The sequence below is a fragment of the Duganella sp. AC237 genome (genome assembly GCF_979254035.1).
Window position 1 is genome coordinate 4,584,065 of record NZ_CEEDEW010000003.1, and the last position, 26,417, is coordinate 4,610,481.

Consider the following 26,417-nt stretch of genomic DNA (forward strand, 5'->3'; position numbering starts at 1 on the left):
GGTTATCGTACCTTGATGATGGCCTTCCCCTTCGACCTGCCTGTTTCAACGTAGGCCAACGCTTCCCTGGTCTGCGCGAACGGGAACACGCGGTCGATCACCGGGCGGATGGCGCCGGCGTCGATCAGTTCCGCGAGCTGCCGCAGCTGCTCCCCGCTGGCGCGCATGTACAGGAAGGAGTAGCTGACGCCGGCCGCCCTGGCCTTGCTGCGGATGCCGTAACTGAGCATGCGCATCACCAGGCCCACCAGCGCGTTCACGCCGCGCGCCTTGGCGAAGTCGGGGTCCGGCGGCCCGGCGATGCCGACGACTTTCCCACCGGGCTTGAGTACGCCCAGCGATTTTTTCTGCGTCACCCCGCCCTGCGAATCGAGCACCAGATCGTAGTCGCGCAGCCGCAGCGAGAAATCATCCTTCTTGTAGTCGATGACGATATCGGCGCCCAGCTGTTCGAGCATGGCGGCGTTGGCCGCGCTGGCGGTCGTCGCCACCGTGGCGCCCAGATGCTTGGCCAGCTGGATCGCGACCGTCCCCACGCCGCCGGTGCCGGCGTGTATCAACACCTTCTGTCCCTTCTTCAAATGGCCTTTTTCGACCAGCGCCTGCCACGCGGTCAGGGCCACCAGCGGCATCGCCGCCGCCTGTTCCATCGTCAGCGTCTTCGGCTTGAGCGCCAGCGCATCCTCCTTGATCGCGATGTATTCGGCAAACGTGCCGATGCGGTTGTCGTCGGGCCGCGCATACACTTCGTCGCCGACATTGAAGCGCCGTACGCCCGAGCCCACCCGGACCACCACGCCGGCCATGTCGTTGCCGAGGATGAGCGGCATGCGATACGGCAGCAGCAGTTTGAATTCGCCATCGCGGATTTTCAGGTCCAGCGGGTTGACGCTGGCGGCGTGGATCTGCACCAGCACGTCGTCGGCGCCCAGCTCCGGCTCGGGCATTTCGCCGGCGCGCACCACATCGGCCTTGCCGTAACGGTCAATAATGAATGCCTTCATGTCTCTCTCCGATGATCGTTTTTATTCCAGCACGGCGGCGACAGGACCCACCGCCGGCTGCGAGTCGAGCTTCATATCCTTGCGTATCGCCGCCTCCACCAGCGCGGCCGGTGCGAACCGTCGCAGCGCCCGCAGGCGCGCGGCCACCGCGCCCGCCGTGTAGCGCACCTTCGGATGCGCGTCGCGCGCCGCTTTCAGCAGCGTCTCGGCCACCACCTCCGGGCGGTCGGCCTTCGCCATCGCTTGCTTCACGAAGTCCGCCAACGAGGCGCGTAGCGCGCGGTACTCGGGCAGCTGGGCGTCGGCCTGCAACTGGTTGGCGTCGAACGGCGTATTCACATACGCCGGCTCGATCAGCGACACGCGCACGCCCTGGGTGCGCAGTTCCTGGTCCATCGACTCCGGATAGGCTTCGACCGCGTGCTTGGTGGCGCAATACAGCGCCGCATACGGTATCGCCACCAACCCGAGCACGGAACTGATGTTCAGGATGCGTCCCTCGCGCTGGCGCCGCATGTGCGGCAGCACCGCGCGCGTCATCCGCACCAGGCCGAAGAAGTTGGTATCGAAAATGGCCTGCGCCTGCTCCATGCTGCTCTCCTGCGCCGCCGCCGGCGCCACGCCGAAACCGGCGTTGTTGACCAACAGGTCGATGCGCCCGTGCCGCCGCATTACCTCGGCCACCAGCGCCGCCACCGATTCGTCGCTGGTGACGTCCAGCGCCAGCATCTCGAACCCGTGCTGCGATGCCGATGTACCCTTGCGGCTGGTGCCGTAGACTTGATAGCCGGCTTGGGCCAGCAACCGGGCCGTTGCCTCGCCGATTCCCGACGAGGCGCCGGTAACGATTGCAATCTTGCTGTTCATGGTGATTCCCTCATTGTGTGCCCATTGCTAGACGGCTGGTGCGAAAATAAAATATGACGATCATCATATTATGGTTTAAAAAAAACGGCCGTCACGGCTGCCGCTTGGTGGACGACCTTTAGTCATCCACCGGTGAAAAATACTTGAACGCCGCCTCGCGCAGCGATTTCGATAGCGCCGGATCGTCCACCGCGCGCGCCAGCACCACCGTACCGACCATTGCGCTGATCCTCACCATCGCCTCGTCGTGGGCACTGCGATCGCCGCCCTCCGGTATCTGTTTTGCCACGATATCGATCAACTGCTGGATGTGCTGGGTGGCCACGTGCCGCACTTCCGGCGCCTGGCGGTGCATCTCCGAGCCCAGCGCGGACACCGCGCAGCCCCGTTCGACGCCGTTCAAATGTTCGTCCGACAGATACGCCTGCATCAACGCCTGCAAGCCCTGCCCCTTGGGCGCGGCCTCGAAGACCTGGGCCGTCCACCCCAGCGCTTCGGCGCGGGCGCGGTCGGCCGCCTCGGCCAGCAGCGCCTCGCGCGAGGCGAAGTGCGCGTAGAAACCGCCGTGCGTCAGGCCGGCTTCCTTCATGATGTCGGCCACCCCGGTGCCGTCGTAGCCGCTGCGGCGTATCGCCCGCGCGGCCACGTCCACAATGCGCTCGTGCGTCACTTCCTTGCGCGCCTGCGTCGCACGCAACTGTGGCGCCTTGGCTTTCGCCGCCGCTTTGGTCGATTTTTCCTTCTGCATGACGATCATCATATACCACTTTGAGGAAAAGCGCCAAGCGGGCGCAGCTTCACGGGGCCCGGTAAAACTCGATTTCGACGATGGACAACACCCCTTTCGGCGTGGTGTTGGCGCCGGTGTCGACGATCGCCTGGTTCGCCACCTCCGTCATCTTGACGGCGTTGCCCTCCTCGGCCACGCCGTTCAGCTCCACCTTAACCACGCTGCCCAGGCGCGGCTTGAGCGGCAAGGTCACATAGCCCAGGCTTTTCGGCGTCATGCCGGAGAAAACCACTTCGCCATCGACGGAAATCCTGAGCGGGTAGCTGCGTTCGCGCCAGCCCGACAGCTTCATCGCGATCTCGCTCAAGGTGGCCGCTTGCGCCAGCCGGTAGGTGATGGACGGCGCGCCCTCCCCCGGCTTGCTGACCCACCTGGTGGTTTCGTCATCGTCGTAGGAGTTGGCGACATCGGCCGCGTTGCTGGCCGCTTCGGCCGACGCCGGCCGCACGGCCACCCGCGTTACCTTGTACGACGGCGTGGCCGGTGTCGGCCCGCGCTCCAGATACACGGGAAGGTTCGTGCCCGGCAAACGCTTCGACAAACCGTTGACCGACGCCGCCGGCAGTGAGTCCAGCGCCAGTTCGGCGCCCGCCAAACCGGGCGCGGTGGCGCGTACGACGATTTTACCGGCCCGCGTGGCGCTGCGGATCAGCACCCGGTTCACGCCGCCCTCCACCGGCAAGGTCTTGGCCAGCACGTGGTTGTTCGGTCCCTGCGCGATGCCGCCGCGCCATTCGGCCGGCCCTTGCAGATCGAAGCTGACGGTATCCAGCGCCACGGGGTTGCGGCGGCCCTGCGCGTCCACCACCTCCACCTGTACCAGCGCCAGGTCGGCGCCGTCGGCCTGAAGGCCGGACGGCGACGTGATCGACGTGAGTTTAAGCGCGGCCGGAGCGCCGGCCGTCGCCAGCACGGCTTCGCACACCTGCTTGCCGGCGGCATCGAAGCCCACCGCTTTCAGCTCGCCCGGCTGCCACGCGACGTCGTCGAAGGTGAACAAAAAACGTTCGCTTTGGCGCCCTTGCCCAAGCGGCTTGCCGTTCAAGCGCAACTCCACCTTGTCGGCGCTGGAGATCACCGTCACCGCCTTGGTGGTGCCGGCGGCGTAGTTCCAATGACCGACGATATGGGCGCGCGGCTTCTCGACATCGACCCAGCCGTCCCACATGACCTGGTGCGCGTAGAAGCCGTCCTTGGGAATGCGCATCGCATCGACCTCGCCGCTGCGGCGGTAATTTTCAGCGCCGCGATGGTGGGTGTTACTGTCCGAGAAAACGATATTGACGCCGCCCGACGACACGCGCGTGCCGGTGCCGGGCCGCTCGCGCCAGTAGTCGTACCAGCGCTTGACGTTTTCGATCGCGTGCGTGTCCTGGTTGCGGTTGTAGACGCTGGCGTCCTGCCCCTTGTACAGCGGACCGTCGCCGTCCTTGTGGAATGGCGGCGTCAGATCGTCCCAGAACTTGCGCGCGCCCTCGTCGCGGGAATACTCCATCGCCCACATCGGTATGCGCGCGCTCTTGTTCACGTACAGCATCTCGCCGCCGTATTCAGCCACCTGCTGAAGGCGCGCGCTGAGCATCTCGCGGCTGCCGGAAGCGCGGCCGCCGTGCGGGTCGAACTGGTCGCGCAGCGCCTTCATCTCCAGCATGTGCGGCTCGCTCACGCCGCGGTTGCCGCTCTCGTAGAAGATAATGCTCGGGCTATTGCGGTTGTAGACAATCGCGTCGCGCATGGCCTCAATGCGCTGCTCCCAGCGCCGGCCGGTGACGTCGGCCTCCGAATCGCCCGGCGGCATCGCCTGCATCAGCCCCAGACGATCGAGCGATTCGACATCCTGCTTCCATGGCGTGATGTGCATCCAGCGTATCAGGTTGGCGTTGCTGGCCAGCGCCAGACCGTTACTGTAGTCGCTCAGCCAGCCCGGCACCGACATGCCGACCGCCGGCCACTCGTTGGAGGTGCGCTGCGCGTAGCCCTTCATCTGCAGCACGCGGTCGTTCAGCTTGACCATGCCGTCGGCGAAACCGGTCTTGCGGAAACCGGTGCGCGTCACCAGATCGTCGACCGGTTTGCCGTCGACCTTGAGGATGGTCTGCACGTCGTACAGGTAGCCGTAGCCCCAGCTCCAGAAATGCAAGCCCTTGACCGGCGCGCTGGCCTTGACGACCGTCGTAGCCCCGGGCGCCAGCGTCTGCGCCGGCGAACCGAAAGCGGCAACCTGCCGGCCTTCGCGGTCGCGTATGCGCACCTCGTAGGTGAAGCTGCGTGGCTGTGCATAGTCGTTGCGCACCTGCGCTTCGGCGGTCACCGTCGCCCGGCGTCCCGGGATATCGAAGTCGCTCGCGTACACATAGACGCCGGTGGTGCCCAAGCTCGAATACAGCGGCAAGGTCTGATACAGCTTGTCCGTCACATGCAGTCGCACGTTCTTCGACAGGCCGCCGTAGTTGGCGTTGAAGTTCTTGTCCGACCATTGATAGCGCTGGCCGGTGGCCTTCTCGCGGTAGTCCCAGCTGTTATCGGTGCGCACCGCCACCGTGTTCTCGCCGTCGACCAGCGCGGCGGTGATGTCGAAGGCGAAGGCGTTGATGCCGTTCTCGTGCAAGCCCATGCGCTTGCCGTTGACGTACACTTCGGCCGCCTGGCGCGCGCCCTCGAACTCCAGGAACACCTTTTGTCCGCGCGCCCCCGCCGGCAGGGTGAAGCGCTTGCGGTACCAGGCCACGCCGGTCGACTGGTCGACGATGTCCCTGGCGAAGGCGTCGTCCTCGTTCCAGGCGCGCGGCAGGGTCACGGGCTTCCACGCCTGGTCGTCGAAATCGGCTTTCGCCGCCTCGGCCGGATCGGCGACGGCCAGGCGCCAGTCGGCATTGAAGTTGTAGGTCAGGCGTTCGGCCAGTACCGGGAGCGGCAGCGCGATGCAGCAGGTGATCAGAAACGCCGGCAGGGTCATGGCCGGGCAACGTCGACGGGTCATATGCGCTTTCAGTGATGGGGATGCGTCCAGATAAAGCGGACCATCACTAAAATCTTAGCATTTTAGATCCCTCTTAAAAGCCTTACGCGCGCATTGATCAACAAGCTGAGCAAAGCGCTGGCCTTACGTCGTCATCACATCTTCCAGTAGCTGCATCAACTTGCCGAAATTAACCGGCTTGACCAGATAGCGGTCGAAGTCGCCCTTGCCGCCGGCCTTTTCCTCGATGTTGCCGTAGCCGGTGACGGCGATCAGCCGCGTGCCCGCCGTGTGCGGCTGGCCGCGCAGGCGGCGCGCCAGTTCGTGGCCGTCGATGTCGGGCATGCCGATATCGAGCAGGAACACGTCCGGCACCCTGTCCGCCGGGATGGCCAGCGCCGCGCGCGGGTTGGTCATCTCCTCGACACTGTGGCCGACCGCCCGCAGGCAGGTGGCCAGGGTCCACGCGGCGTCGGCGTTGTCGTCGACCACCACGATGCGCAACGCCTTTCCCGACTGCGGCACCAGGCCGCCCGTGGTGCCGTCGCCCGCATCGGCCACTTGATGGCGCGGCAGCCGCACCTCGAACACACTGCCGGCGCCGGGGCCGCCGCTGCTGGCGACCACGCGCCCGCCGTGCAACCCGACCAAACTCTTGACCAGCGGCAGTCCCAGTCCGAGACCGCCCTGCGCCCGGTCCGGCGTGCGCGCACCTTGCACGAACAGTTCGAACACATGCGGCAGCAAATCCGTGGCGATGCCGGCGCCGTTGTCGGCCACCGTGACGACCACCTCGCCGCCGTCGATCCGCAGCGCCAGCTCGATCGCACCCCGGGCCGGCGTGTACTTGGCCGCGTTGTTGAGAAGATTGGCCAGCACCTGCACCAGCCGTTTTTCGTCGCCGACCACTTGCGCCTGCTCGTAGGTGATCTGCGTGCTCACCTTGTGGCCGCGCGTCTCGATCAGCGGGTTGACCTGCTCCAGCGCGGCGGCGACCACCTGCTTGCAGTCGATCACGGTCTTGTTCAGCTCGACCACGCCGCGCGTTACGCGCGAGACGTCGAGCAGGTCGTCGAGCATGGCCGACATGTGCCGCGCCTGGCGCGACAGCACCTCGCTCATGCGGGCGATGCGGGCCGGGTCGGGCGGCGCCATCGCCAACAGATCGGCGGCGGCCGTGATCGGCGCCAGCGGATTGCGTAGCTCGTGCGCCAGCATGGCCAGGAAGTCGTCCTTTTGCTGGTTGCTGCGCGCCAGCTCGTCCTGGATGCGCTTGGTGTCGCTGATGTCGATGGTGATGCCGTCGAAGCGCGTCGGCGCGCCGTCGCGGTCGTAATAGGTGCGGCCCTTGGCGCGCAGCCAGCGCTCTCGTCCGTCCGGCGCCAGCACGCGGTAGTCGACGTCGTATCCTTTCTTGTCCACCACGCTGGCGTCGACCGCCGCGCGGGTGTGCTCGCGGTCGTCTGGATGGATGCGGCTGTAGAACACATCGAAATCGACCTCGGCGTCCTCTGGCAGGAAGAAATGCTCCTTGCACTTGTCGTTCCAGAAGATCTTCCCCAGCGGCATGGGGCAGTAGAACGTGCCCAGCTCGCCAGCGGCGACGGCCAGTTCGAGCCGTTCGCCGGCCTCGGTCGCGCGCGCCTCGGCGTTGCGGCGCCGACCCTCCCCCTCGCGCATCAGTTCGGCCAGCTGCCGCAAGTCCTGCAGCGAACGGGTCAGGTGCGCCGGCTGGCTGCCCACGCCCTGCCCGTCCTCGCTGGCGAGGATCGCCGTCAGGTCGTAGACACGGTGCAGGATGAAGCGCACGCGGCCGTCCTCGCCGCGCACCGGAATATTCGTCGGCAGCCAATACTTGACGATGAAGCCGTCGCCATCGCGGTCCGGCACGTCATAGCGCTGCACCTCCATCGCGTGCGTGAGCCCCGTGGCGAGCACCTGCTCCAGCGACGCGCGCAGCCGCGCGGGGCCGTCGGCGTCCGCGCCCGATGCGGGGAACGCCTCGAACAGCGGGCGGTCGATCAAATCGGAACGCTTGGTCAAGGTTGCCGCCAGGTACTCGTCGGAAGCCTGCCGGATGACATAGTCCGGCGTCGCGTCGAGCACCAGAATGGCAAATGGCAGGGACTGCACAATCAGGGAGGTATCGAGCGTCATGCGAATTTCTATACGGAATGCTGGTCCCAAGCCCCAAACGGCGAACCCGGATATTGAAGGGAAAGTAACCAAGATTGTAGCATTCGCCGTCGGCAAACCGATGGGCGACGCGGCCTACACGGACACAGGCAACACTCCTACAGGGAATTGTAGAGCGCGCGCCTACTATATTCCCATAGCAAAGCTTTTCCATTGCTAACTTCAGGTTACAACAATCCGATTCACATCGAACCATCCAGGAGACAATGATGAGCAAACCAACCCAAGGCGGCAAAAACGGGGGCAACAGCAAGGTGGAAGAAACCGGCACCGCCAAAAACTCCGGCAACAGCAGCACCGGCAAAGGCAACAGCCAGTCGGCCACGTCCGGCGGCAAGTCATCTGCCGGCGCATCGTCGGCAAAACCGGCCGCCGGCAAATCTTCCTCCGGCTCGAAATCGAAATAATCTCCCCACCCTTACCGATACGAGGCAAACAATATGAGCACTACGACCACCACCAAGAGCAAGACGCCACGCGCGCCACAAAGCACCGACTCCATCGACGCTATCGAACTGCTGACGCAGGATCACAAAAACGTCAAGGAACTGTTTGAAAAATACGAGAACCTGAGCGATCGTTCGACGGCTAGCAAAAAGAAACTCGCTACCCAGATCTGCCTGGAACTGACCAAACACGCGACGGCCGAGGAAGAAATCTTCTACACCGCCGTGCGCGAAGCCAGCGGCGAGGCCGAGGATCTGGTCGACGAGGCAACCGTCGAGCACGCTTCCGCCAAGGACCTGATCGCGCAAATCCTGGAAATGGAACCGGGCGACGACCTTTACGACGCCAAGGTGAAAGTGCTGTCGGAATATATCGAGCACCACGTCGAGGAAGAAGAAAAGGAAATGTTCCCGAAGGCGCGCAAAGCCAAGCTCGACATGGCAGCGCTGGGCGAGGCCATCGCCGCCCGCAAGGAAGAAATCGAACTTCCGATGCCTTCCCTGCCGCACTAAGCATACGCATTGATACGCGCTGCAACCCGCCCTTCGGGGCCGACGCCGCCCCCGCTTCCTGCAAGCCGGGGCGGCGTGCCATTTAGCAACACTTAGGCAACACTTACCAACACTTTTGGTAGCCGCGCTGGCTGACGGATAGTCGCTTGTGTAGAATCGGCACAAGCCGCACCACATCGCCAGGAGACCCGGTTGGAAGCACCTGCCACGCCCGCCAATGAAGCCAGCCGGCTGACTGCACTGCGCTCGATGAACATCCTCGACACACCAGCCGAGGAACGCTTCGACCGCCTCACGCGCATGGCCAAGCGCATGTTCCGCGTGCCCATCGCGCTCGTCAGCATCATCGACGAGAACCGTCAATGGTTCAAATCGAACGAAAGCCTGCCGGCCAGCGAAACACCGCGCAATATTTCCTTTTGCGGCCATGCGATCCTCGGTGACGATATCTTTCTTATCTGCGATACGCTCGCCGACCCGCGTTTCGCCGACAATCCGCTGGTCACCGGTGCGCCGCATATCCGTTTCTACGCCGGTTGCCCACTGCGCTCGGCCGGCGGCTTCAAGATCGGCACCCTGTGCATCATCGATGCCGTGCCGCACGAATTCGACGAGGACGACGCCGTCGCACTGCGCGACCTGGCATCCATGGTCGAGGACGAACTCACCGCCTTCCAGGCCGCCACCACCGACGAGCTGACCCGCATTTCCAACCGCCGCGGCTTCATGCAAATGGCGCAATACAGCCTTAATTTTTGCGCCAGGCAGGGCGCGCCGGCGACGCTGGCGTTCCTCGATCTGGACGGCTTCAAGCCCATCAACGACACCTTCGGCCACGCCGAGGGCGACCGCGCGCTGGTTGCCTTCTCCGACGCCATGCGCAAGACCTTCCGCAACACCGACCTGTTCGCCCGACTTGGCGGCGACGAATTCGTCGTGCTGCTGACCAGCGCCGGAGAGGCCGACGCGGCAATGGTGATCGACAAATTTACCGACGTCATCGACCGGTACAACACGGAAGCCCAACGCGGCTACGCGCTGGCGTTTTCCTGCGGACTGGTCGAATTCGAACCATCCGCGCACCGGCAGATCGAAGCGCTGCTGGCCGACGGCGATGCGCGGATGTACGCGATCAAGGCCGCCAAGAAATAGCGGCAAGCTTCACGCCGGGCGCAGTGCATCGACAAAGAAGTCGAATGCCGTTCGCACCCGCGACGGCAGGTTTTTACTAGATGCCACAAGAATCAGGATCGGCGCGGCATCGAATTGCCATTCCTCAAGCACCCTCACCAGCTTGCCCCTGCGCACCGCCTCCGCCACATCCCACTGCGAACGCAGCACCAGTCCCAGCCCCTGCTCTGCCCAATAGCGCGCCGTGCCGCCGTCGTTGCTTTGCATCGCCGGATGGATGCGGACCGACTCGCGCGCGCCCAAGCGGCCGTCGGCCCCACCCTTTTCCCGCCTGAAATGCCACAGGGTGACGTCCTCGTCATTTTCCCGGATGCAAATGCACGGATGCGTCAACAACTCGCGCGGCGTGCGCGGCTCGCCATGCTTTTTGATATAGGCCGGGCTGGCGCACACCCAGCGCGCGTTGTCGGCGATGGTGCGCGCCACCCACGACGAGTCGCGCACGCTGCCGATGTGGAACACGATATCGGCCTCGGCGCGCTCGGGCCAGGGCGTCTCGCGCAAGTCCAGTTGAACGTTGAGCTCGGGGTACATCCGCGCCAGCCGCACGATCAACGGCGCGATGTGCTGGCGTCCGTAGCCGAACGGCGCCGCCACCCGCAGCTTGCCTTTGACGCTCTGGGCGCCGCGCTCGAACAGGTCGGGCAATTGCTCCAGGCGCGACAGCAGCGCGGTCGCCTCCTGCGCCAGCACCTCGCCGTCCGCGCTCAAGGTCAGCATGCGCGCGGTGCGCGTGGCCAGCGGCAGGCCCAGCTCCCGCTCCAGGCCGCGCAAGCGCATCGACAGCGCCGAGGGTGTCACGTTAAGCGCCCGGGCTGCCTCGCTGAGCGACACGCTGCGCGCCAGGGTCGCCATCAAGCGCAGGTCTTCGATCTTGATCATTCAATTTTTCTTAAGCTTCGATTGTCTTCCATTTAAACACAGGTTGATGAATAGGATTTACATTAGACGCTTGGTTTCATTCATCAAGGAGAAAATATGTCGACGCTTACCGGACTCAACACGCCTGCGGCCATCATCGACGTCCCGCGCATGCAGCGCAACATCGCGCGCATGCAAGAGAAAATGGACACGATGCATGTCAACTTCCGTCCCCATGTCAAAACCAGCAAGAGCGAGCCTGTGACGGCCATGCAACTGGCCGCCGGCGCGCGCGGCATTACGGTCTCCACCTTGCTCGAAGCGGAGCATTTCTTCGCAGCGGGCACCACCGATATCCTGTACGCGGTCGGCATGGTCGGCAGCAAGCTGGCGCAGGCGATGGCCTTGCGCCGACGCGGTTGCGACTTGAAAATCATCACGGACAGCCTGGCCTCGGCCGAAATCATCGTGCGCTTCGGCAAGCAGCACGACATGCGGTTCGAAGTCTGGATCGAGATCGACAGCGACGGCCACCGTTCCGGCATCCGCCCCGAGCTCGCCACCTTGCTCGACGTCGGCCGCCATTTGCACGAAGGCGGCATGCTGCTGGGCGGCGTGATGACGCACGCCGGTTCCAGCTACGACCTCGACGACCAAAACAAGCTGATCGCCATCGCCGAGCAGGAGCGCAAGGCCTGCGTCGGCGCGGCCGAACGGCTGCGCGCCGCCGGCCTGCCCTGCGCGGCGGTCAGCATCGGCTCGACGCCGACGGCGCTGTCGGCGCAGTCGTTCGACGGCGTCACCGAGGTGCGCGCCGGCGTGTACGTATTCTTCGATCTGGTGATGCACAACATCGGGGTGTGTTCAATGGATGAGGTCGCCCTAAGCGTGCTGACCACGGTAATCGGCCACCAGCAGGACAAAGGCTGGGCCATCGTCGACGCCGGCTGGATGGCGATGAGCCGCGACCGCGGCACGCAAAAACAGAAGCAGGACTTCGGCTACGGCCAGGTGTGCGACGTGCGCGGCACGCCGATCGCCGGCTATGTGCTCAGCGGCGCCAACCAGGAGCACGGCATCCTGTCGCTGCGCGATGGCGTCGATGGCGATATCGCGTCGCGCTTTCCGATCGGCACCCAGCTGCGCATCCTGCCCAATCACGCCTGCGCCACCGGCGCGCAATATCCGCAATACCAGGCGCTGGGCGGCGATGGCGGCCTGGTCCCATGGCCGCGCTTGCATGGCTGGTAACGTTGCCCCATCACTTGCAGAAGGATTGTTTTGCGGGAGGAGAAATGACGCGCGATAGCAACGCAAGTGGACCCGCCGGCAAAACTCCGGTGCCTTTTGCTCGCCCTGAAGGTTTCTTCACGGCTACACTTAGCCTTCTCCAGCAGTTTCCACAGGTTAGGTAATCATGCACAGTTCTATTGAAGAGATCGGCACTTGTGATTCACGGTTGAGTATTGCCATGTCGGTGCTCGACGCCATCAACCGCAGCCAGGCGCTGATCGAGTTCGATCTGTCCGGCAATGTCACCCACGCCAACCACAATTTCCTCGACGCCATGGGCTACAGCCTGGACGAGATCGTTGGCAAGCACCACCGGATGTTTTGCACGCCCGAGTTCGCCGCATCCGACGAGTACCGCAACCTGTGGCTCGAGCTTGCGGCGGGCCACCCCAGCAGCGGCGAATACATGCGCCTGCACAAAAGCGGCAGGCCGATATGGTTGCAAGCGTCGTACAATCCCGTCATCGGTCCCGACGGCAATCCGTTCAAAGTGATCAAGTTTGCCACCGACATCACCGAACAAACGCTGCGCAACGCCGACTTCGAGGGCAAGATGATGGCGGTCGACCGCGCCCAGGCGGAGATCGAGTTCGACCTGACCGGCCGCATCCTGCACGCCAACGACAACTTCCTCAAGACCATGGGCTACGAGCGCGACGAGGTGGTCGGCAAGCACCATTCGATCTTCTGCGAGGGCGCGTTCAGCCGTTCGCACGAGTACCGCAGCTTCTGGGCGGAGCTGGCCAAGGGCGAATTCCACGCCGGCGAGTTCAAGCGCATCGGCAAGCAAGGCAACGCCATCTGGATCCAGGCCACCTACAACCCCATCTTCGGCGCCGACGGCAAGCCGTTCAAGGTGGTCAAGTTCGCCACGGACATCACGGCCGAGAAAATGCGCAACGCCAATTTCGAAGGCAAGAACCAGGCGGTCGACCGGGTCCAGGCGGTCATCGAGTTCGACCTGCACGGCAAGGTGCTGTCGGCCAACGACAACTTCCTGGACGTGATGGGCTACACGCTCGACGAGGTGCGCGGCCAGCACCACCGCATGTTCTGCGATCCCGCCTTCAGCCACTCGCCCGAGTATATGGCGTTCTGGGAGCGCCTCGGACGCGGCGAGTTCAACGCCGGCGAATACCGGCGCGTCACCAAAGCGGGCAAGGAGGTGTGGATCCTGGCGTCGTACAACCCGATCTTCGACGCCGACGGCAAGCCGGTCAAGGTGGTCAAGTTCGCCACCGACATCACCAAGCAAAAAATGCTCAGCGCCGAGACCAAGGGCAAGCTCGACGCGCTGGGCCGCTCGCAGGCCGTCATCGAGTTCGACATGCGCGGCAACATCCTCTCGGCCAACGAGAACTTCCTGCGCACCATGGGTTATGTCGAAGAGGAAGTCATCGGCCAGCACCACAGCATGTTCTGCGACGGCGAGCTGGTGAAAAGCGCCGAGTACCGCAACTTCTGGGCCAACCTCGGCCAGGGGGAGTTCCAGTCGGGCCGCTTCAAGCGCGTCGGCAAGCATGGCGCCGAGATCTGGATCCTGGCCACCTACAACCCTATCCTCGACATCAACGGCAAGGCCTACAGGGTGGTCAAGTTCGCCATGGACGTGACCGAGCAGGTCAACCGCGAGGAAATGGTCACGCAAAAGGTCAAGGCCATCTCCGGCGTGCTGGGCGAACTGACTTTGTCGATCGCCGGCATCGCGCAGGGCTCGCAGCACAGCGCCGGCCTGGCCGGCCAGACCCAGTCGGAGGCGGCCGACGGCAGCAAGTTGCTGGCGCGCTCCCGCGAGGCGATCGTCGCCATCCAGCAATCGTCGGGCGCGGTGCATGAAATCATCGACACCATCAGCGACATCGCCGGCCAGACCCACCTGCTGGCGTTCAACGCCGCGATCGAGGCCGCGCGCGCCGGCGAGCACGGCTACGGCTTCTCGGTGGTCGCCAACGAGGTGCGCAAGCTGGCCGAAAAGTCGGCACTGGCCACCCGCGAGATCGCCAAGCTGATCAACGAAACCGTCAACCGGGTCGGCGAAGGCACGCGCCTGTCGGGCGACGTCGAGGCGGCGTTCGAGCGCATCGTGCAGTCGGTCGCCAAGACCAGCGCGTCGATCGACCAGATCCACGCGTCGACCTCGGCGCAGGCGGCCGCGACGCAGGACGCCTCGTCGTTGCTGACGGAACTCGAGAACATGGCGACGGAGCGCTAAGGCATGACGGCCATGGAATCGGTGTCTGCGTCGGCGCCGGCCGAAGGCGCGGTGCGGCTGGCGGTGGCGGCCGTGGGCGCGGTCAACATCGGCGTGGCCATCGACGCCGTGCTGCAGGCCATCCCCGCCAAGGGCGCGCTGACGGCCCTGCCGCGCCGCCAGGGCGCGCTGTGCGGCGTGGCCGAGCACGTCGGGCGGCTGGTGCCGGTGGTCGACCTGGCGCGCTGGGTCGAACTGGGCGCGTCGCAAGCGGATGTGGAGGTCGCCGAACGGGTCATGATGCTCAGCGACGGCCGGCGCACCATCGGTCTGAAGGTCGACAGCATCCGTGGCTTGACCGATGTCGCGCCGCAGGCCTTGTCGCAGGTCCATCACGACGACGACAGCGAGGAAGTATTTCACACCGTCGTCAAGTCGGCGGAGATGGGCCTGGTGCTCAGCATCCTCGACGTCGGGCGACTGATCGCGCTGGCGTCGGCCTGGCATGAATCCAACGGGGACGGCGGCGCCGAGGCGCCTGCTTCGGCGGACTATGCGCCGGCTGAGGACGAAAAGGTGTTGAGCGCGCTGCTGGCGGTGGGCGATGTGCGGGTGGCGCTGCCGGCGGCCGAGCTGGCCGAGGTGATCCATTTGCCCGAACTGCTTGCCATCGGCACGGCCGGCAGCAACCGTTACTGCAAATGGCGCGACCGTACCATTCCGGTGATCAACTTGGGCGCCCTGCTCGGCCAGCCGGATACCGCACAGGCAAAGCTTCTCGCCATCGTGCAACGCGAAGGCCTGACGCTCGGCTTGCTGGTGCGGGAAGCGCTCGAGTTGCGGTCGTTGGCGGTAGCCGGCGCGGCCATGTCGGACGACGGCGTCGCCGCTACCATCTTCGAGGAAGGGACGGGCGAGATCCGCGTCATCGACACGGCGCTGCTGTTCGCCAGGACGCCCGAGGCCAGCATCAGCAAGAGCGCCGCGCTGGAACAGGACAAAGGCGAGGCGCAGCGCGCGAACACGGGCGCCTATATCGTGTTTCAAACCGATCAGGCGTGCGCGGCGCCGATCGATGCGATGGAGGAGATCCTGCCGCTGCGGGCGGAGCATATGGATGGGCCGGAGGCGTTGGCTGCCAATATCGAATGGCGCGGACAAGCGGTGCGGCTGGTGGATCTGCGCGCGGGTCTGGAGCCGTCGTCGGCCAGGCCCACTGCGCGGATTATCGTGGTGAAGGGGCTGGACGGATACGCGGGGTACGTGGTGCGCCACGTGCTGCTGTTGATTCCGCCGCATACCGGCTGGCTGTACCGGATGGCGCTGGCCGGCGCCGGTCCGGTGGAATTCATCACCACCGGCGAGGGTAGCGATCAGGTCAGTTACCGCACGATCGACCTGGCGAATCGTTAGGCAATCAACCTTTGCTGCCCGCCACCCACTTCATGCCGAAGTTGTACTTGCGATCCATTACCTCGTGCATGCTCTTGCCGCCTTCCGGCACGATGTAATCGACCAGCTTGGTCACCTGCAGCTTGCCGCCGATATTCTCGATCATCGCGATGGCGCACATGCGCTGGCTGGCGCCCTGGTCCAGCCGTACCTCGATCGGCGGCTGGTCCGGCACATTGATCGTGACCACGCCATCGGTCGCGGCCCAGTTCGGCGCACCTTCGTAAATGAACGCGAAAATCAACGCCCGCCTGACCTCGTCGAAACGTTGGCCGTTGATGGTCAGATTTTCGCCATCGACATTGGCGCCGGTGCGGTCATCGGCTGCCAGCTGGATGTACGGCTTGCCATCGAAGTTGCCGAAGCTGTTGCCCAACGCTTGCACCACGCCCTTGGAGCCGTCGTTCAGCTCGAACATGCAGGCCAGATCCAGATCCAGCCCCTTGGACGGGCGCAGGCCGCCGGTCAGCTTGGACAGGAAGCCCCCCTTCTCCACCGGCGCCACGGCGCCCGAACGATTCCAGTTCAAATTGACGTGGATGCGGCCGAAACCGCGCGCCGCCGATTTCTCCAGCGAGATCTTGTCGCCACGCTTCTCCAGCGTGATCTTCGACAGCGACACCTTGGCCTGCGGCGCAGCCGCCGGCGCTGGCGCCGGTGACGGCGCGGAGGCCGACGACGACGCGCTCTCGCTGCCGCCGAAGTGCGTCAGCAACGCCGACAAACCGCCATTGAAGCCCTGCCCCACGGCGCCAAAGCGCCACAGTCCGTCCTTGCGATACAGCTCGGCCAGTATCACCGCCTTCTCATCCTGGAAGTCGGCGCCGGCCAGCGGGAACTGCGCCACGCCGCCGACCGTCACGCTGCCCTGGCTCAGCGAGCGCATCGCGCCGCTGTCGATGGCGGCGGTGAACACCAGCTTGGCGATCGACTCCGGCAGCGCCGCCAGGTTCACGGCAAAGCTGGAGCGGTCGCCCGCGATGGTCAGCCTGACCGCCCCGCCCGGGCTGGCCAGCTGGTTGTAGAACACCATGTAACGGTCGTCCGACAGCCGCTCCGACGCGTCGAGGCCGAAGCACGAGACGTCGGCGCTGGAGCCGCCCAGCTTCAGTTCCACATCGACATTGAACGCCTGGCCGCAGCCCAGGTCGTCGAGCTTGCTCTTTTGTCCGCGCGAGAATTGCTTCATTTCGATCACCTCAGAATGGTTTGACTCGTTAACACCGGCGAAGTTGCGGCCTGCATCGACTCTTGCTCCTGCTTCTGCGCCTGGCCCGGATGCGACCCGAACAGGCGCGAGCGTTCGAGCGTGCTCTCGGCCCAGGCGCGATGGGTGGCCACCTCACACATCGACTGATTCATCGCGAACACGGCCGGGCTGTCCGGCCGCAGGATGGCGGAGGCCTCCTCCAGGTCGCTGGCGGAGACGCGGTAATGGCTTTCGATCGGCTCGATCTGGCTCGGATGGATCGCCGTCTTGCCGACCATGCCGTGCGCCAGGTCTTCGTTGACCTCCTCGGCCAGCAACTCAGGCAGGTCCAGATGCTCGAACACCGGCGCCGTCAGCGCGAAACCGTGCGGCCGGAAAGTCGTCACCAGGCGGCCGATCACCGGCCCCAACGGCGTGCGGTAGATCGTCATATTGCGCGGCCGGCGCAGGCCCAGCAGCGCCAGCAGGTCGTTGCCGCCGATGCGCAGCGCCACCACCCGCTCGCGGATGCCGGGCGAGCCGATCAGATGACGCAGCGCGTGCATCTCGGCGTCGTAGAACACCTCGGCCGTCTCCAGGGTCGGCATCAGCGCGTGGGCCGTGTCGCGCACCAGGTTGCAGTACATCGGCAGATTGTACTGGGTCGCCTTGGGGATGACGAAGCCGGTCAGCTTGTCGGCGCCGGGCATGGCCAGCACGCGCGCCATCACGTCGAGGTTGCGCACCCGCACGAAGCGCTCGGCCTGGCTCTCCGCCGGCATGTTGGCCAGCACCAGCGACAGGTTGAACAAGGCGTAGCTGAGCTCGCGGTCGGCGACCGCGTCCTCGGTGCACATGATCAGCGAGCGGACATTGCCCAGGCGCGTGCCGCTGGCGACGTCCATCAGATATTTATGGGTCGCCGGCACGTACAGCGAAGCCCCTGGTGTCTTAACCATCGGCGATACTCCTGATGATGGAAACGGCCTGGTATGGCAGCTCCGGATCGAGTTGCACCGGCACGTCTTTTTCGCGTGCCAGCACCAGCAAATGGGCGACGTCGGCGCTGGCCGCGTCGCGCACGATCAGCCTGTCCGGCGAGCGCCGCAGCAGCACGCGCGTGGCTTCGCCCAGGCCGGGTTTGATCAGGTTGCGGTCGGCGATACCGTGCACGCGCATGGCCGCCTCCATGTAGTCGCGCGAGACGCGCGCCGCCGTCGCGCGCGCGGTCTCGGTGGCGAGTTCGGCCAACGCGGTGGTCGCGCCGGCCGGTTCGCTGGCCGGGCCGATGACCGCGTCGATGGCGGCCGGACCTTCGGCCCATTGTTGCGCCAGGTCGACCAGGCGGTCGGCGAACACGCGCGACTGGTCCTGCGGTTCGAACTCGGCGTAGTACACGCAACCGTGGAAATCGTCCGGGCCGATCTCGTCGTTCAGGATCGAGCGGCTGACGAGGCCCGACACGGTGGCGTTCAAAATGCTCGACGGAATCAGGTAATCGTCGTGGCCGGCGGCGCGCGCGGCCACGCCGGCCAGGTCGGACAGCACGTACAGGCCGCTGTCGATGGCGCAGCCGTGGCGGGCGTTGAACACCGCCATGCTGGCGTGCAGCTCGGCGGCGATGACGCCCTTGCCGGTCCAGCCGTCGATGAAGACGATCGATTCGGGCGCGTGGCCCTGCGCCAGGATGTATTCCAGCGCGACCTGGTCGATGCCGCGGTCGCGGATGATGGACAGCGAATAATGCGCGACCTCGCGGCCGAACACGCTGCCGAGCAGGCGCTTGAGCACCACGCCGACCGGCGTGCCGGCGCGCGCCAGCGAGACCAGGGTCACCGGCCCGGCGCGGCGGCGGGCGATCAGGCCGGCCAGGGTCACGCAGTCGCGCGCCATGCGCTCCAGGTTGGCCGTGCAGGCCTGGCCGAACACGTCCAGGTAGCGCGGCGACGGCAGCGACTCGCGCGACAGCATCTCGCTGTAATGGCGCTGTCCCGACTGGATCAGGCGTTCCTTGTCGGGCACATCGACGAACGAGGCCAGCGCCAGCGGCTTGAGCAGGAAGCGCACATCGTCGGCGTGGTAGCTGCCGCTGAAATTCATAGCGGCTCCAGGGCAACCCCGGCCAGTTGCGTACCGCGCGGCACGATGGCGTAGTCGCAAGCGGCCATGAAACGCGCGTCCGAACGGCTGTCGCCGATGCCGAAGGTCAAAATGGGGCCATGCGCGGCGCGCAGCAGCTCGGTGACGTAGGCCACCGCGTGCGACTTGTTCAGCGCGTTGGGCAGGATGGCCAGGTTGTTGGCGTTACGGTGGACGAAGTAGTCGTGGCCGCGCGCCTCCAGCCAGGGCATCACCACCTCGCGCTCGATCGGCTCGAGCCGGGCGGCAATCTTGTCGGCGTCCTTGATCAGCAGATAGAACGGAATCGAGTAATCCTCAACGATGCGGGTGCGGCTGCCCTGGCCGGCGGCCTCGACGTAGGCGTCGATCAGGCGGCCCAGCTCGGCCAGACCGTCCTGCGCGGCCAGCATCGCCGGGCGCATGCGTTCGAGCCAGGACCGGTCGGCGCTGCCGTCGGGCAGCAGCACCACGCCGCCGTAGTTGATCACCGCGTAGCTGGTGAAGTCGAGCTTGACGCGGCTGAAGGCATCCTGGTTGCGCGCGGTCGCGGGAATGATGGTCATGCCGTCATTCATGAACTGGAACATCGCGCGCTGGCCGGCGGTGGTGAACGAGCAGGCGACGCCGTCCTTGAGCACGGCCGCCGGTTCGAGGTCGTCGCGCCCGGCGCACTTTTCCAGCGATTGAAACAGTGTGTCGTCCAGGTCAGCAAACAGGAATTTCTTCAATCAGGGCCTCACTCTTAAAATGGAACAGACGCGCCTTGAGCAGCGCGGCCAGCTCGAACAACGCGGCGTTGGGCGGCGTCTCGTGGCAGATGAAAACATGGTCGTACTGACCGGGGGCGACGTTGTACAAAAAATTGGGAATGCCTTCGCCGTAGTTGTCGGCGAAGGCGAGCGTGTGCGCCACCGCGCCCCAGCGGCGGATCGGCGAGCGCGTGGTCGACTGCACCAGCACGTCGACGCCGTCGCGCGCCAGCCCGGCGCCCAGCGCATAGGCCGCATGCATGAACTCGCCGGTTCCGAGCACCAGCACTTTCTGGCCGGCGCCGATGTCGGCGGCCAGGCCGGACACCAATGCCTGCGGCAGGCGCAGCGGCGCAGTGCGGCCGCGACGGCCGAACTGGTCGCTGGCGCCACGCTCGGCGTCGGCGTCGAAACGCTGCGCCGGCAGCGCGCCCGATTCCATCGCGCCGGCCGTGAAGCGATAGCTGCCGTGCAGGCAAGCGCCCACCGTCATCGGCAAGGCGCAGCGTTGCGCCAACGCTTCGACGCCCTGCTCGCCCATGAAATTGGTGATTACCGCCAGATGCAGGTGACCAAGGGTAGGCTTTACCCCGGGCTGTACCTGCCGGCAAGCGTTCAACAGGTTGACGAAGGTGTTGCCGGTGCTGGCCTCGTCGTCGACCAGCACCAGCGAGCGCATGCCGGCGAACAACTCGCGCTGCGCGGGATCGGCCGGCCAGTGCAGGAACTGGCGCGGCGCGTGGCTGTGCGCCTCCTCGAATTCGATCAGCGGCTCATTGCCGACCCGGTAGCGGGTGGTGTGCAGGAACAGCGCCGGCTGGTCCGGATGGGCGCGCTGCCACGCCTCGAACATGCCCTGCCCCAGGCCGATGCCGGTTTCCGCCATCGAGATGAACACGACCGGTCCCGGCAACTCCGGCACGCCGGCCGCCAGGCTCTCGTGGATCTCGGCCATGCGCTGCGGCGTGACCGGCCAATGCTTGCCCAGCACCTTGCTCAGGAACAGGAAGCCGCGCTTGGCGTTATCGCGCGCGGCAAAGCCCAGCAGGCTGTCGGGAGGAAACTCGCTGCCGGTGACGCGCAGTTCCAGCGTCCCGGTCGGCAGTTCCACCTCGACAGTGCCTAAAAATGGCGATGGCCCGTTCATGGCAATGCCACCGCCGTGCCCAGCTCGCCTACGCGCATGCCGTCGCGCACCGCCAGTTGTTCCGGGGTGAACCCTTCATGGCCGTCGACAAAGCTGGTCAGCGCCAGGTAAGGCAGGTTCGGCCCGGCCAGGCAAGCCATGCCGATGCCGCCCGAGGCGCGCGCGTTGATCTCCAGCAGGCGCAGGCTGCCCTGGCCTTCGCGGAACTGCACATTGAACATGCCGCTCAGGCCGAAATCGGCCGCCAGCTTGGCGCACGATTCAACGATGTCTGCGCGCACCTCGATCACCTGGCCATGGCCGGGCTGCGGCAGCTTCTTGCGCGCCACCGCCGTGACCAGGTGGCCATTGGCGCCGACGCAATCGACGCTGTATTCGTAGCCGTCGAGATATTCCATCAGCAGCATGGTGCGGAAGGTGTCCAGCTCCGCCAGGCCACGGCGCAGGTCGCCCAGGCCGATGCGATAGCTGGAGCCGGCCAGTAACAGCGCGGCGCTGCTGCGCTCCTCGTCCAGCACGCTGAAGCCGAGGCCGTAGACCGAGCGCGCCGGCTTGACGCACAGCTCCTTGTGCAGCGGGCGCAACTCGGCGTGGGCGGCCTCGAACTGGGCGATGTCCTTGAAGATGCGGAACTCGGGCGGCGGCGCCAGCGGAAGATCGACGCCGGCGTAGAAGGCGGCCTTGTCGTCGATGATGTCGAGCTTGTCGGAGGCGGCGGCGCTGAGCACCCGCACGCCATGCTCGAGAAAGCGGCCCCTTGCCGCGCTCAGCGCGGAGGCGTGCTTGGCCGGCGCGAACACGTCGACCTTGTGCTCGCGGCAAAATTCCAGGCACCAGTCGACATAGTCGGCCGCCGTCAAGCCTTTCGGCTCGATGTGGAACTCGTGCGCGGCGCCGGCCGCCGGGGTATGCGCGTGCGGGTGCGTGTAAATGGTATGGAACCGGCCGGCGTGGTCGGCCTCGCGGATCAGCGTGAGCACGTTCGCGATGGACGAGAAGGCGCTGTTATACCAGACGCGCAAAACCCGTTCGGGCGCGCTCAAATCAATGCTCATGCAATCCTCATGTCGATCGATGGTGAAAAACAGCTTGTACAGCGGGCGCGGCCATAGACCTTGCGCGCACGAGCAAACCGGGAGACGAAGGCCTCCCGGTTTGCACGGTCGGCGCACAACCGGCGCCGGATTGGATGCTGGTACTGGGTGTTAAGCGTTGACGCCGAACGAGCGCGCCAGCGGACCGAGGCCGCCTTTGAAGCCCTGGCCGACAGCCTTGAATTTCCACTCGGCGCCGGCGCGATACAGCTCGCCGAAGATCATTGCCGTTTCCACAGAGCTATCTTCCGACAGGTCGTAGCGGGCCAGTTCGGCGTTGCCGTTGGCGTTCAGGCAGCGGATGAAGGCCTTGCCGATCATCCCGAAATTTTGCTTGCGCTGTTCGGCTTCGTGGATGGTGACGCAGAAAGACAGGCGGTCGATTTCGGCCGGCACGCGGGACAGGTCGACGGTCAGGGTCTCGTCGTCGCCGTCGCCCTGGCCGGTGGTGTTGTCGCCGTTGTGGACCAGCGAGCCATCGGTCGATTTGAGGTTATTGTAGAAGATGAAGTCGCTATCGCCGCGCACTTTACCGTCGGCCTTGAGCATGAAGGCGCTGCCGTCGAGGTCGAAGGCGGCGCCGTCGGTGGCGCGCGGATCCCAGCCCAGGCCGATAACGACCTTGGTCAGGCCGGGTGCTTCCTTGCTGAGGTTGACGTTACCGCCTTTTTGCAAACTGATCGCCATTGAGGTCTCCCATTTAAAATTTCAAATTATTAACATGCGCCCCGCGACACCATGCCGCGAAACGGCCTTTAAATTTCATCCCCAAGTATGTGGCGACATTTGCGCGAAAATCAATACTGTCCGAATATAATCTTTAAATCGATCTTACCTTAACTACTGGGCGCAGGCGTCGTAAACGGTATCGAACCAGCCATCCGGCTTGCATTTTCCATCGAGCAATGCCTGGATGCGCGCCACCCGGGCGGCGTGCTGCTCGGGCTGCGAAATCGGATGGTATTGGTTGGGCGCCTTGATCATCGCCACCAGGCCGACGAATTCCGGCTCGCTGAGCTCGTCGAGCGGCTTGCCAAGGTAAGTGGCGGACGCCTGCTGCAGCCCGATGACCGGGTTGCCGTCCTGGCTGCCCATGTAGACGTCGGCCACATACAGGGCGAGCTGGTTACGTTTGGGCAGTTTCGCGTTCAACACGAACGCCAGGACGTCGCGGCCCAGGTCGAACTTCTTGCAGCAATCGAACACGCGGCTGTAAAAGCGCTGCAACACGCCGGAGACGCCGGACAGCGGCCGGTCGGACAGATAGAGGTCGCGCGCCACCGCCGACGAGATCGTGGCCACGCCCTGCCCTTCGGCCAGGCTCACGCCGGCATGCTGGAAGAAAGTGGGGTCCTCGACCCGCAACAGGATGGTGGTCTGGCGCGCGGAAAGCGGCATCATGGGCGGCGCCGGCACCGCCTCCATGACGGCATTGAAGGATGCCGACGCCCAGACGGCGACCAGCCCCAGATAGGCGGCCGCCAGCAGGAACATCGCCAACACGGCCTTGCACGCGAAACGCATCACGATGACATCCTTGTCGTCAGCAAAAGATGCCAATTCTACGCTGCGGCACAGGCCGCCGCCATACTATATTAGTACAGCACCACCGAGCGGATCGACTCGCCGCTCTTCATCAAATCGAAACCTTCGTTGATGCGTTCGAGCGGCAGCCGGTGCGTGATCAGATCGTCGATATTGAGCTTGCCCTCCATATACCAATCGACGATCTTCGGCACATCGGTGCGGCCGCGCGCGCCGCCGAAGGCCGAGCCGCGCCACTCGCGTCCCGTCACCAGCTGGAACGGCCGGGTCGAAATCTCCTGCCCCGCCGCCGCCACGCCGATGATGAAGGACTTGCCCCAGCCCTTGTGCGTGCACTCGAGCGCCTGGCGCATCAGCGTGGTGTTGCCGACGCACTCGAAACTGTAGTCGGCGCCGCCGTCGGTGAGTTGCACAATGCTGTCGACGACGTTCTCGACCTCGTTCGGATTGATGAAATGCGTCATGCCGAACTTGCGCGCGATCTCCTGGCGCGCCGGGTTGATGTCGACGCCGATGATCTTGTCGGCGCCGACCATGCGCGCCGCCTGGATCACGTTCAGGCCGATGCCGCCCAGGCCGAACACGACGACATTGGCGCCCGCCTCCACCTTGGCCGAGAACAGCACGGCGCCCACGCCGGTGGTCACGCCGCAACCGATGTAGCACACCTTGTCGAACGGCGCGTCCTCGCGGATCTTGGCCAGCGCGATTTCCGGCACCACGATGTAGTTGGAGAAGGTCGACGTGCCCATGTAGTGGAACAACGGCTTGCCGTCCAGCGAAAAGCGGCTGGTGGCATCCGGCATCAGGCCGCGGCCCTGGGTCGAGCGGATCGCCTGGCACAGATTGGTCTTGCGCGACAGGCAGAACTTGCACTCGCGGCATTCCGGCGTGTACAGCGGAATCACGTGGTCGTCTTTTTTCAGGGTCTTGACGCCGGGGCCGACATCGACGACGATGCCGGCGCCCTCGTGGCCGAGGATGGCAGGGAAGATGCCTTCCGGATCGGCGCCCGACAAGGTGTAGTAATCGGTGTGGCAAATGCCGGTGGCCTTCAGCTCGATCAGCACCTCGCCGGCCTTGGGGCCTTGCAGGTCGACTTCTTCGATGGTCAGCGGCGCGCCGGCGCGCCAAGCGATGGCAGCTTTGGTTTTCATGGTCAGGTTCCCGTCATAAGGCAATAGTGGAACCGGCCATTGTGACGCCAGCCCGGGCGTAGCGCCCTCGCACGGACGAGAATGGCCGGAAATGATGCCATAATGACCGGATTTTAAGGACCAACAGTGACCACCAACACATGAACGCCAAGCCAGCGACGGCCGCCAGGACTGTCGCCAGGACCGTCGACATCATCGTCTATCCCGGCTTCAAGGCGATGGAAGCGATCGGACCGATGTCCGTTTTCGAGTACGCCAACCTCCACCTGCAACGCCGTGGCCGCGCGCCCGGCTACGACGTGCGCATCGCCTCGACCGCGATCGGCCCGGTGCGCTCGGATACCTTGATGTCGCTGGACGCCACCAAGGCGCTCAGCCCGTTGGCCCTGCCGGACGACGCCATCGTCGTCGGCGCCCGCCACATCCAGGCAGCGCTGGTCGCCGGCACGGACATCGTCGACTGGGTCGCGGCCTCGGCGCCGCGCCTCAAGCGGCTGGCGGCCTTGTGTTCGGGCGCGTTTTTCCTGGCGGCCGCCGGCGTGCTGGACGGCAAACGCGCCACCACGCACTGGAGCGTGGCCGACCGGCTGCAATCCGAGTTTCCCGCGATATCAGTCGAAGCCGATGCGATTTTCATTCGCTCGGACAATCTGTGGACATCGGCGGGCGTGACGGCCGGCATCGACCTGGCGCTGGCCTTGGTGGAAGAGGATTTCGGCCGCGACCTGGCGCTGGAAGTGGCGACCGAAATGGTGGTGTATCTGAAGCGGCCGGGCGGCCAGTCGCAGTTCAGCGCGCATTTGCTGATCGAGCGCACGGCCAAGCCCAACATCCGCGATATTCAAAACTGGATACTGGACAATCTGCACGAGCGGCTGTCGGTCGCCCAGCTGGCGCAGCGGGCGATGATGAGCGAGCGGCACTTCACGCGCGTATTCCAGCAGGAGGTGGGCGTGAGCGCGCAGGCGTTCATCGAGGCATGCCGCTTCGAGCGCGCCACGCAGCTGCTGGCCGATTTGGCGCTGCCGATCAAGAAGGTGGCCGCGCGCGCCAGCTTCAGCGACGAAGCGCACATGCGGCGCGTGTTCCAGAAAAAGCTCGGCATCACGCCAAAGTTATACAGGGAACGATTCGCCACCACCGGCGTCGGCCCGGGCAATTCACTAATCAACGGAGACACGTAGGGCGGATTAGGCGGAACGCCGTAATCCGCCATCTATGAGCCGCCGACGGCGCATGCATTGGCGGATTACGCTGCGCTAATCCGCCCTACGTGTTTCCTCGTGAATTTAACCGCCCCGAATCGCGGCTTAGTGCGCGCCCGCGCTTGAAAACACGTTCATGATCACCACGCCGGTGATGATCAACGCCATGCCTATCAGCGCCGGCGCATCCATCTTTTGACCGAAGAACGCCCAGCCGACCGCCGTGATGAGGACGATGCCCACACCCGACCACACGGCATACGCAATGCCCACCGGTATCGAACGCAAGGTCAGCGACAAAAAATAAAACGCCACGCCATAGCCGACCAGCACGACTACCGACGGCACCAGTTTGGAAAAGCCCTCGCTCGACTTCAGCGCCGATGTCGCAATGGTTTCCGCGACGATTGCAATGCCCAGCATCAGCCATTTGTTCATTGTGCACCT

23 protein-coding genes are annotated in these 26,417 nt (G+C 65.0%); 7 read left to right on the forward strand and 16 right to left on the reverse strand.

The features are described from left to right. Positions 1-2 precede the first annotated feature (2 nt). From AC0IYS_RS20320 to AC0IYS_RS20340, 5 genes are all read right to left on the reverse strand, one after another. Entirely contained in the window at positions 3-1,004 is a 1,002-nt protein-coding gene (locus AC0IYS_RS20320; RefSeq protein ID WP_471706887.1) for an NADP-dependent oxidoreductase, read from the reverse strand. A gap of 21 nt (positions 1,005-1,025) precedes the next feature. Further along, complete coding sequence (locus tag AC0IYS_RS20325) at positions 1,026-1,871, reverse strand: oxidoreductase (RefSeq protein WP_471706888.1); 846 nt, start codon at positions 1,869-1,871, stop codon at positions 1,026-1,028. Between the two features lie 118 nt (positions 1,872-1,989). Then, positions 1,990-2,631, reverse strand: a complete 642-nt coding sequence (locus tag AC0IYS_RS20330; RefSeq protein ID WP_471706889.1) for a TetR/AcrR family transcriptional regulator — start codon at positions 2,629-2,631, stop codon at positions 1,990-1,992. A 37-nt stretch (positions 2,632-2,668) separates the two neighbouring features. After that, positions 2,669-5,641 (reverse strand): glycoside hydrolase family 2 protein, encoded by a 2,973-nt coding sequence (locus AC0IYS_RS20335; RefSeq protein ID WP_471706890.1) that lies wholly within the window; start codon positions 5,639-5,641, stop codon positions 2,669-2,671. 123 nt (positions 5,642-5,764) lie between these two features. Continuing rightward, positions 5,765-7,777 carry an ATP-binding protein gene (locus AC0IYS_RS20340; protein ID WP_471706891.1) on the reverse strand — a complete coding sequence of 671 codons (2,013 nt, stop codon included), beginning with the start codon at positions 7,775-7,777 and terminating at the stop codon, positions 5,765-5,767. A 248-nt stretch (positions 7,778-8,025) separates the two neighbouring features. On the opposite strand from AC0IYS_RS20340, the gene AC0IYS_RS20345 reads away from it, so the two are divergent. The 3 genes from AC0IYS_RS20345 to AC0IYS_RS20355 all read left to right on the forward strand — a co-directional run bounded on the left by AC0IYS_RS20345 (position 8,026) and on the right by AC0IYS_RS20355 (position 9,927). Then, entirely contained in the window at positions 8,026-8,223 is a 198-nt protein-coding gene (locus AC0IYS_RS20345; RefSeq protein WP_471706892.1) for a hypothetical protein, read from the forward strand. Between the two features lie 33 nt (positions 8,224-8,256). Then, a complete protein-coding gene (locus AC0IYS_RS20350) occupies positions 8,257-8,775 on the forward strand; it encodes a hemerythrin domain-containing protein (protein WP_471706893.1) in 519 nt (172 codons plus the stop codon). A 192-nt stretch (positions 8,776-8,967) separates the two neighbouring features. After that, positions 8,968-9,927 (forward strand): GGDEF domain-containing protein, encoded by a 960-nt coding sequence (locus AC0IYS_RS20355; protein ID WP_471706894.1) that lies wholly within the window; start codon positions 8,968-8,970, stop codon positions 9,925-9,927. 9 nt (positions 9,928-9,936) lie between these two features. On the opposite strand, the gene AC0IYS_RS20360 is transcribed toward AC0IYS_RS20355, so the two are convergent. Then, a complete protein-coding gene (locus AC0IYS_RS20360; RefSeq protein ID WP_471706895.1) occupies positions 9,937-10,848 on the reverse strand; it encodes a LysR family transcriptional regulator in 912 nt (303 codons plus the stop codon). Positions 10,849-10,944: 96 nt separating this feature from the next. On the opposite strand from AC0IYS_RS20360, the gene AC0IYS_RS20365 reads away from it, so the two are divergent. The 3 genes from AC0IYS_RS20365 (at position 10,945) to AC0IYS_RS20375 (ending at position 15,724) form a co-directional block, all read left to right on the forward strand. Continuing rightward, positions 10,945-12,078: a DSD1 family PLP-dependent enzyme gene (locus tag AC0IYS_RS20365; protein ID WP_471706896.1), complete on the forward strand. Its 1,134-nt coding sequence runs from the start codon at positions 10,945-10,947 to the stop codon at positions 12,076-12,078. Positions 12,079-12,244: 166 nt separating this feature from the next. Then, a complete protein-coding gene (locus AC0IYS_RS20370; protein WP_471706897.1) occupies positions 12,245-14,332 on the forward strand; it encodes a methyl-accepting chemotaxis protein in 2,088 nt (695 codons plus the stop codon). Between the two features lie 3 nt (positions 14,333-14,335). Continuing rightward, on the forward strand, positions 14,336-15,724 hold the full coding sequence (locus tag AC0IYS_RS20375) for a chemotaxis protein CheW (protein WP_471706898.1): 1,389 nt from the start codon (positions 14,336-14,338) through the stop codon (positions 15,722-15,724). A 4-nt stretch (positions 15,725-15,728) separates the two neighbouring features. Here the strand turns inward: AC0IYS_RS20375 and AC0IYS_RS20380 are convergent, their stop codons facing one another. The 9 genes from AC0IYS_RS20380 to AC0IYS_RS20420 all read right to left on the reverse strand — a co-directional run bounded on the left by AC0IYS_RS20380 (position 15,729) and on the right by AC0IYS_RS20420 (position 24,765). Next, positions 15,729-16,952, reverse strand: a complete 1,224-nt coding sequence (locus AC0IYS_RS20380; protein ID WP_471706899.1) for a TerD family protein — start codon at positions 16,950-16,952, stop codon at positions 15,729-15,731. Positions 16,953-16,957: 5 nt separating this feature from the next. Next, entirely contained in the window at positions 16,958-17,911 is a 954-nt protein-coding gene (locus AC0IYS_RS20385; RefSeq protein ID WP_471706900.1) for an HpcH/HpaI aldolase/citrate lyase family protein, read from the reverse strand. After that, entirely contained in the window at positions 17,904-19,052 is a 1,149-nt protein-coding gene (locus AC0IYS_RS20390; RefSeq protein ID WP_471706901.1) for a cysteine protease StiP family protein, read from the reverse strand. Before AC0IYS_RS20390 ends, AC0IYS_RS20385 begins: the two co-directional genes overlap by 8 nt. Beyond that, positions 19,049-19,801: an HAD family hydrolase gene (locus AC0IYS_RS20395; protein WP_471706902.1), complete on the reverse strand. Its 753-nt coding sequence runs from the start codon at positions 19,799-19,801 to the stop codon at positions 19,049-19,051. The genes AC0IYS_RS20390 and AC0IYS_RS20395 overlap by 4 nt, the downstream gene beginning before the upstream one ends. Next, positions 19,779-20,969, reverse strand: coding sequence for a phosphoribosyltransferase domain-containing protein (locus AC0IYS_RS20400; RefSeq protein ID WP_471706903.1), 1,191 nt, complete (start codon positions 20,967-20,969; stop codon positions 19,779-19,781). The genes AC0IYS_RS20395 and AC0IYS_RS20400 overlap by 23 nt, the downstream gene beginning before the upstream one ends. Next, complete coding sequence (locus tag AC0IYS_RS20405) at positions 20,966-22,024, reverse strand: ATP-grasp domain-containing protein (RefSeq protein ID WP_471706904.1); 1,059 nt, start codon at positions 22,022-22,024, stop codon at positions 20,966-20,968. The genes AC0IYS_RS20400 and AC0IYS_RS20405 overlap by 4 nt, the downstream gene beginning before the upstream one ends. Positions 22,025-22,174: 150 nt before the next feature. Then, on the reverse strand, positions 22,175-22,750 hold the full coding sequence (locus AC0IYS_RS20410) for a TerD family protein (protein WP_471706905.1): 576 nt from the start codon (positions 22,748-22,750) through the stop codon (positions 22,175-22,177). Positions 22,751-22,903: 153 nt separating this feature from the next. After that, a complete protein-coding gene (locus AC0IYS_RS20415; RefSeq protein WP_471706906.1) occupies positions 22,904-23,623 on the reverse strand; it encodes a transglycosylase domain-containing protein in 720 nt (239 codons plus the stop codon). Positions 23,624-23,658: 35 nt separating this feature from the next. Then, complete coding sequence (locus AC0IYS_RS20420; RefSeq protein WP_463450038.1) at positions 23,659-24,765, reverse strand: S-(hydroxymethyl)glutathione dehydrogenase/class III alcohol dehydrogenase; 1,107 nt, start codon at positions 24,763-24,765, stop codon at positions 23,659-23,661. Positions 24,766-24,905: 140 nt separating this feature from the next. Between AC0IYS_RS20420 and AC0IYS_RS20425 the strand changes: the two genes are divergently transcribed. Further along, a complete protein-coding gene (locus tag AC0IYS_RS20425; protein ID WP_471706907.1) occupies positions 24,906-25,949 on the forward strand; it encodes a GlxA family transcriptional regulator in 1,044 nt (347 codons plus the stop codon). A gap of 126 nt (positions 25,950-26,075) precedes the next feature. Here the strand turns inward: AC0IYS_RS20425 and AC0IYS_RS20430 are convergent, their stop codons facing one another. Continuing rightward, positions 26,076-26,408, reverse strand: a complete 333-nt coding sequence (locus AC0IYS_RS20430) for a DMT family transporter (protein WP_471706908.1) — start codon at positions 26,406-26,408, stop codon at positions 26,076-26,078. Positions 26,409-26,417: the final 9 nt, after the last annotated feature.